Here is a 6,897-nt window from a genome sequence, read left to right on the forward strand (position 1 = left end):
TAAGACTCCTAATATTCTTTTTACGTGTTTATTAATTTCGGTTTCTGAAATTTCTCCAGCTTTAACAGCGGCTATTAATCTATCGGCCAAGAAAAATTCGTTGAACTTTGTTGTAGGCGTTCCCATTTCGATATCCAAACCGCTATTTAAGGATTTTACTGTGGAATGTACCGCAGCCCAATCAGAAACAACAACACCTTTGAAACCCCATTCGTCACGCAATACTTTATTTAACATATAATCGTTTTCGCATAAATATTCACCTCTAAACTTGTTATAAGCTCCCATTATGCTATAGGCTTTAGCTTCTTTTACAGCAGCTTCGAATCCTGGCAAATAAATTTCACGCAGGGTACGCTCATCCATTTGAACATCAACAAAATCACGGTTTGTTTCTTGATTATTGGCTGCAAAGTGTTTTACACAAGCCATAACATCGTTATCCTGTAAACCAATAACCACAGGTACAGCCATTTTTTTGTTCAAAAACGGGTCTTCGGTCATATATTCATACGTTCTTCCTCCAAGTGGAGTTCTCACGATATTAATTGCCGGTGAAAGCAACATATCTTTGTCTCTGGCTCTCAATTCCTGCCCTACACTATTACCAAAGGTGTACCCCAACGAAGGATTCCAAGTAGCTGCCAAAGCTCCAGCTGCCGGGTAATAAGTCGCAAAATCATTAGTTAATCCCGCAGGTGCCCAACTATCACGAGAAATTTCTTCACGAACCCCTAATGGTCCATCGGCCATTTTTAATTCTGGAATGCCTAAACGTTTTACACCTCCATTAGCAAACATACTGTTACCATGCAGCATACCTATTTTTTCTTCCAGAGTCATTTTTGAAATCAGCTTATCGATTTCGGCATCGTTTTTTGAAGTTAAAGATTTTGCCACAATAGATTCTTTGACTTTTGCACTTTTAACAGTTTGTGAATTCGCATTGTATCCTGTAACCAATAACATTGAAAAAAAGGATAATTTGATTATTTTATTTTTCATAACTAATTGTTTTTTGTCTTATTTTTTCAACTATTGCTTTACAAAATTCAGCAACAGCACATCATTTTCATTTATGTTAAATTCTTTGCTATAAATTCCTTTTGAATCGATAGTTACATTTTCAGTCGCAATCGGTGAACCATTATTTTTCTGTTTAAGGATATTTACTTGTTGAAGAGTAAGTTGATTAGGTTTATTCATTCCTAGATAATCGGTGAACACGTCATTCACTTTGTAGCCCACTTTGTATAATTCCAAATTATACTTTCCTTTTTGGAGTCCTGCCACTTCAATTTTCACAGCTCCTTTTGATTTTGACGGTAAATCTTTTATATAATATTGTTGATTATTTGTAGCATCCGGCAAGGTGTAGCTAAAATCCCAAAACAAAACCTGAACATCACCTTTTGCATTTTTAGTTGCCCAAGAAGATGTATCCGCATTTTGTAATTCAGTTTCTCCCAATTTATTTAAAAAAGAATACGAAAAATAAGCTGGTTTCTTAATTCCTTGTGTATTCAACAATCCGAAACCACCGTGAAAAGGGGTAAATCTTGGGCCCGGTTCTTCAAAAATATCGGTAAAAACCCAATAGGACATAGAGTTTGGTGCATCACCCACTTGTTTTAGTTTTTGAAGAATATAAGCCGCCGAATGGTAACTGTCGTGGATTGGATCAGCCGGAGTGTACGATGAACTCCATTCAGTATAATGCAATTCCAAGTTTGGTTTTGCAGAACTTGAAATTTGCTTCCGTGAATTAATTACTTCACCACTCACACTCGATTCATCTTTATTCAAGACGGTTCCAGAACCTCCAAATTCATCTAAAAAACCTTGACCAACTCCGTAAGCGTGTGTAGAGATAAAATCTAAAGGCACTTTGTTTTTACTACAAAATTCAATTGTTTCCGGTACCCAAGCCGCTCCGGCAGTTGCAGGACCTCCCACTTTGTAAGCTGGATTTACGCTTTTGATGGCTCTAGCTGTATAATCATATAATTTAAAATATTCCTCTTGGGTTCCTGTCCAAAATCCTGGTGACAGATTGGGCTCGTTCCAAACTTCAAAATACCAAGTCTTCACTTCATCGGCACCATAACGTTCGGTAAAATGCTGTGTTAGATTGCGAATTAAGTCTTCCCATTTTTTATAATCTTTTGGAGGAGTTACATTTCCTTTCCACCAAAAAATGGTTTGAGTTCCGCTGGCCAACGCCGAAGGCATAAACCCTAATTCCACAAAAGGCTTTATTTTTATACTCAAAAGAAAATCATACAAAGCATCAATATACTGGTAATTGTATTCCGGATTTCCTTTATTGTCTTCACGGTAAACCGCCATATCATCAGTCAATAAACCGTGCATACGGATGTATTTAAAATCACATTCCTTTTTTACCATAGCCAATTGTTGTTGCCAATCGGCACGCAATCCTTCATTGGCTCTACCTGCTCCAATGCATTCTTTGAACATAGTATTCATATCTCCAGCCGATTTATTATAATCGACTTTTATAATTCTATTTTTGGCATTGGAGTTTTGTCCAAACAATGCAACATTGCTTAGGCCTAAGAGAATAATAAGTATTGTAAAATGTTTTTTCATCTTTATTTAATGCTAATTTTCTTTGTCAAAAGAATTTTATCAGAAGCACTTCCCACTTCAATTTCAATTTGGCCTTTTTCAAGTTCAAATTGTTGTTTGGCTGTGTTCCAATATTCTAAATCTTTGGCTTTTAAAGTTAGAGCAACTGTCTTAGTCTCTCCTGCATTTAATACCACTCTTCGAAAAGATTTCAATGCTTTTATAGGTTGTTGAATAGCCGAATCTATCGATTTTACATACAATTGTACTACTTCCTCTCCGTCTCTTTTTCCAGAATTGGTAACCGAAACTGAAACTGTTATTTCTTTATCTTTTTCTAAAGTTTCCTTGTTTGTGGCTATCGAATTGTATTCAAAACTAGTGTAACTCAATCCATGACCAAAAGCATACAAAGGCTTCCCTTGAAAATACATATAGGTTCTTCCGTTGCGGATGTTGTAATCCAATAAATCAGGCAAATCCGTAATGTCTTTTATCCAAGTTTGTGTCAATCTTCCCGCTGGATTGTAATCACCAAATAACACATCGGCCAAAGCTGATCCTAATTCTTGGCTATTTTGCGTCATATGTACAATAGCCGGAATATGTTCTTGCGTCCAATTAATCGCATACGGAAAACTGCTGATAAGCGTCACCACCGTATTAGGATTCGCCTGATACGCAATCTTGATTAAATCTTCCTGTTCCAATGTCAAAGACTGGCGATCAACGGCTTCTTTTCCTTCGCTTGGCACTGGGCAATCAGCCCAACCGGCATTACAAACCGGATGATTACCTACGATAACAATGACAACATCTGCTTTTTTGGCTATAGTTGCTGCTTTCCCGTCCGCATTATTTTTGGCATATAAAACTTCAACATTCGAACCCAATTTATTTTTTATACCCTGCAAAGGCGTTACCTTATAAGGAGGTGTTCCGCTGTACCAATCCAAAAGCACCTCGTCTGCATGCGCTCCGATTACGGCAATCGTTTTGATTTTTCCTTTTTGCAAAGGCAAAAGCTGTTTCGCTGGATCATTCTTTAATAAAACAATTGATTTCAATGTTGCTTCCAATGCCAACTTTTTATGAGCATCAGATTTCCAAGGATCAATCGTGTCTTTACCGGTTCCTATTTTTGCAAATGGATTTGCATCCGTAGCGTCCAACATTCCCAGTTTTATCATCACCCGAAAATCACCTCTGATGACTTCGTCAATCTCTTTTTCAGTCAGATATCCTTTTGCAATAGCACCATCAACACCCTCTTTATAATCATCCAAAAACTGATTGATTCCTGCTTTCACTGCTGCAGCAGCTCCCAAATACGAATCGGCATAATATTTATGATCCGAAAGCAATAATTTGAAAGCACCGCCATCGGTACAGATAATTCCGTTTTGTCCCCATTCTTTTTGAGTAATCTCTTTCAGCATCGGATGCACCATAGCCGGAATTCCGTTTACTTTATTGTAAGAAGCCATATAGGCATGCGAACCGCCTTCAACAACACCCATCCTGAAAGGAACGGAATAATATTCTCTCCAAAGACGTTCATCAAAATCGGATGAAGTATAAGTTCTGCCGTCTTCGTTGCTGTTCGCCAAAAAGTGTTTCATCAACGAAGCCGTTTGCCAATATTTTGGATGATTCCCTTGAAGCCCTTTTACAAAAGCGACTGTCATCGTTCCGTTAAAAAAAGCATCTTCTCCGTAACTTTCTTCGGTGCGTCCCCAACGCGGGTCTCTCGCGATATCGGCATTTGGAGCTCGAATCACCAAACCTCCGCGATGGTATTTCTGAAAAGCATAACGCGCTTCATAAGCTTCCACTTGCGCGACTTTCTGAATCAAATCTACATCCCAAGTTTCGCCTAAACCATAGGCCTGCGGGAATGTAGTTGTTGTAATTGGTTCTTTTCCTTTTCCTCCCCATTTGCCTGGACCGCCCAATGCCAATCCGTGCAATCCTTCGACGTGGCCTGTACCTACAACTCCCAATCTGGGAACGGAAGGATTAGTGCTTAACACCGCAACTTTCTCCTCCAAAGTCATCAACGATAACAGATTGTCAATACGTTTTTCAGTTTCCAAATTTGGGTTCTGAAAAGGGTATTGCTGTTTTTTTTGTGCCAAAACTGGTACAACAGATAATATAAAGAATAAATAAAATATAAAATTTTTCATCTTAATTACTGGCTAAGTATCTTTTTGAAAACACAAATAGACTTGATTAATGCAGAATTGCGTGAGGGATGGCAGTGGAGCTCTTTTTATTGTCCCATTTTTTATGGGACAATAAAAAAGCGGGAACGTACAGCCCGACCCTTGGGGCACGCCCAAATTATTTTTTATAATTTTTTGAATCGGATGGCTGTTCCTCCAGCTCCGCCTAAATGCAATTTTAATTTATCTGAAGCTTTAACGGTTTTCTTAGAAATCGCTACAGCAGATGGATTATGTGTTTCGTCAGTACCTTCAGCATCCGCATAAATCTGTGCTTCGTATGTGGCATTTTTATCTAAGAAAGACAATGACACATTTACATCTCTCGCCTTTTCATTAGTAATAGTTCCCAAAAACCAATCGGCACTGTTTCTGTCTTTACGAGCTGTGGTGATGTATTCTCCAATTTTTCCTTCCAATACTTTCGTGTCTTCCCAATCTGTTGGAACGTCTTTTAGGAATTGTAAAGCTGGTTTCCCTTCGTAATTTTCAGGAAGGTCTGCCATCATTTGGATTGGAGCATAAATCGTTACATATAATGCCAATTGTTGTGCCGTTGTTCCGTGAACCCTTTTCCCTGGATACCCTTGTTTTACCTCAACATCAAAAATCCCTGGTGTAAAATCCATTGGTCCAGAAAGTAATCTGGTAAACGGAATGATAGTCAAATGATTTGGTGGATTTCCTTCACTCCAAGCATTGTACTCTTGTCCTCTTGCTGCTTCTCTTGAAACCATATTTGGAAAAGTACGGCGTTCTCCTGTGTCTTTTATGGACTCATGGTACAATACAGCCAAATCATATTGGGCTGCTTTTTCTAAAATATATCTGAAATAATCCACTCCAAACTGTCCGAAGTGATTTTCTTTCATGTTTAATTTAGAACCCACGTGCCCAATTTTAACCGAGTGCATTCCTAATTTTTTGTACAAAGCAAAAGCATCATCCACTTCTTTTAAGTAATTAATCAGGTTTGAACCAGTTTCATGGTATCCGATAAGCGCCACATCATTTTTCTTTCCGTACTCAACTACTTTTTCCAAATCGAAATTATCGGCACTTTTTGTAAAACTGAACATGTGCATTTTATTTTCATACCAAGCAGGTGTCCAGCCTTTGTTCCAGCCTTCAATTAGCAAATGGTGAAAACCTTCTTTGGCGGTAAAATCGATGTATTCTTCAGCATGTTTGGTTGTTGCTCCCTGAATTGGGCTTTCCCAAAATGAATATTTCCCGATATGCATTCCCCACCAAATTCCGAAATATTTGTATGGTTTAAAGTAATTTACATTCCCTAATTTATTTGGATCATTTAGATTTAAAATCAAATAAGACGTAATCAGATCTCCTGATTTTTCTCCAATTTGAAGTGTTCTCCAAGAAGAAGTAAACGTATCCTTTACACGCACTTTTACACCATCAGCCCAAGGCACCAAATCAGATTTAAGTTGTGTACCAGTAGTATTTACCAAAGTCATACTGGCAAAATCTTTTAGGTTTGCTTCGTGAAAACTCAATTTCAATCCGCTTTTGCTTTCGATAGTAAGCGGTGTCAAAACTGTGTCAAGAGTAGTTACCGGTGCATCTTTAAAAAGGTATTCGTCACGATTTTCTCTGTTTGCCGGAATCCACCATGCTTTTCCGTCATCTTTCAGGTTGAAAGTTGTTTTTTCATCCATGATAAAGACGCTGTCTTTCGTTGCTTGTTTTGGATACACATATCTAAAGGCAATTCCGTCATCATAAGCACGGAACTGAATTTCCAGTTTGCGTTTCTCGTTGCTTTTTTGTTGCAATTGCACCACCATTTGGTTGTAGTGGTTTCTGATGTTTTTCTTTTCTCCCCAAACCTGTTCCCAAGTTTCATCAAAAGTGGAATTCTCTACTTTGAGTACTTCAAATTTTTGCTAAAATCTTCATTGCTTTTTAGCATAAAACCCATATCTGATAGTGTAATCACTTGAGTTTTTCCGTGAGTAACCGCATATTTTGGTGCGCTATCCACCAACTGAAATTGAATTTTGTTTTTCCCTGCAGGAGAAGCCAATTCATAAGATTTTGTCTTTTTGCCTTGAGC

The 6,897-nt window shown here is 38.0% G+C and carries 4 protein-coding genes and 1 pseudogene; all 5 read right to left on the bottom strand.

Annotated features, from left to right (window positions below; all coding sequences use genetic code 11):
* On the bottom strand, positions 1-1,005 hold a 1,005-nt coding region (locus VFS71_RS19230; RefSeq protein WP_326403282.1), incomplete at its 3' end, for a glycoside hydrolase family 3 protein.
* A gap of 30 nt (positions 1,006-1,035) precedes the next feature.
* Positions 1,036-2,613 carry a GH39 family glycosyl hydrolase gene (locus VFS71_RS19235; RefSeq protein WP_326403283.1) on the bottom strand — a complete coding sequence of 526 codons (1,578 nt, stop codon included), beginning with the start codon at positions 2,611-2,613 and terminating at the stop codon, positions 1,036-1,038.
* 2 nt (positions 2,614-2,615) lie between these two features.
* Entirely contained in the window at positions 2,616-4,781 is a 2,166-nt protein-coding gene (locus tag VFS71_RS19240; protein ID WP_326403284.1) for a glycoside hydrolase family 3 C-terminal domain-containing protein, read from the bottom strand.
* Between the two features lie 164 nt (positions 4,782-4,945).
* Positions 4,946-6,064 carry a glycoside hydrolase family 97 catalytic domain-containing protein gene (locus tag VFS71_RS19245; RefSeq protein WP_326403286.1) on the bottom strand — a complete coding sequence of 373 codons (1,119 nt, stop codon included), beginning with the start codon at positions 6,062-6,064 and terminating at the stop codon, positions 4,946-4,948.
* A gap of 120 nt (positions 6,065-6,184) precedes the next feature.
* Positions 6,185-6,825: pseudogene (locus VFS71_RS19250) on the bottom strand (glycoside hydrolase family 97 N-terminal domain-containing protein); the annotation flags it as partial.
* Positions 6,826-6,897: the final 72 nt, after the last annotated feature.

This window comes from Flavobacterium sp. (genome assembly GCF_035760125.1).
Lineage (GTDB): Bacteria > Bacteroidota > Bacteroidia > Flavobacteriales > Flavobacteriaceae > Flavobacterium.

What these genes read in the sequence shown, in the direction of transcription:
- VFS71_RS19235 (WP_326403283.1), bottom strand. Translation starts at nt 2,613, where the DNA reads ATGAAAAAACATTTTACAATACTTATTATTCTCTTAGGCCTAAGCAAT.
- VFS71_RS19240 (WP_326403284.1), bottom strand. Translation starts at nt 4,781, where the DNA reads ATGAAAAATTTTATATTTTATTTATTCTTTATATTATCTGTTGTACCA.
- VFS71_RS19245 (WP_326403286.1), bottom strand. Translation starts at nt 6,064, where the DNA reads ATGCATATCGGGAAATATTCATTTTGGGAAAGCCCAATTCAGGGAGCA.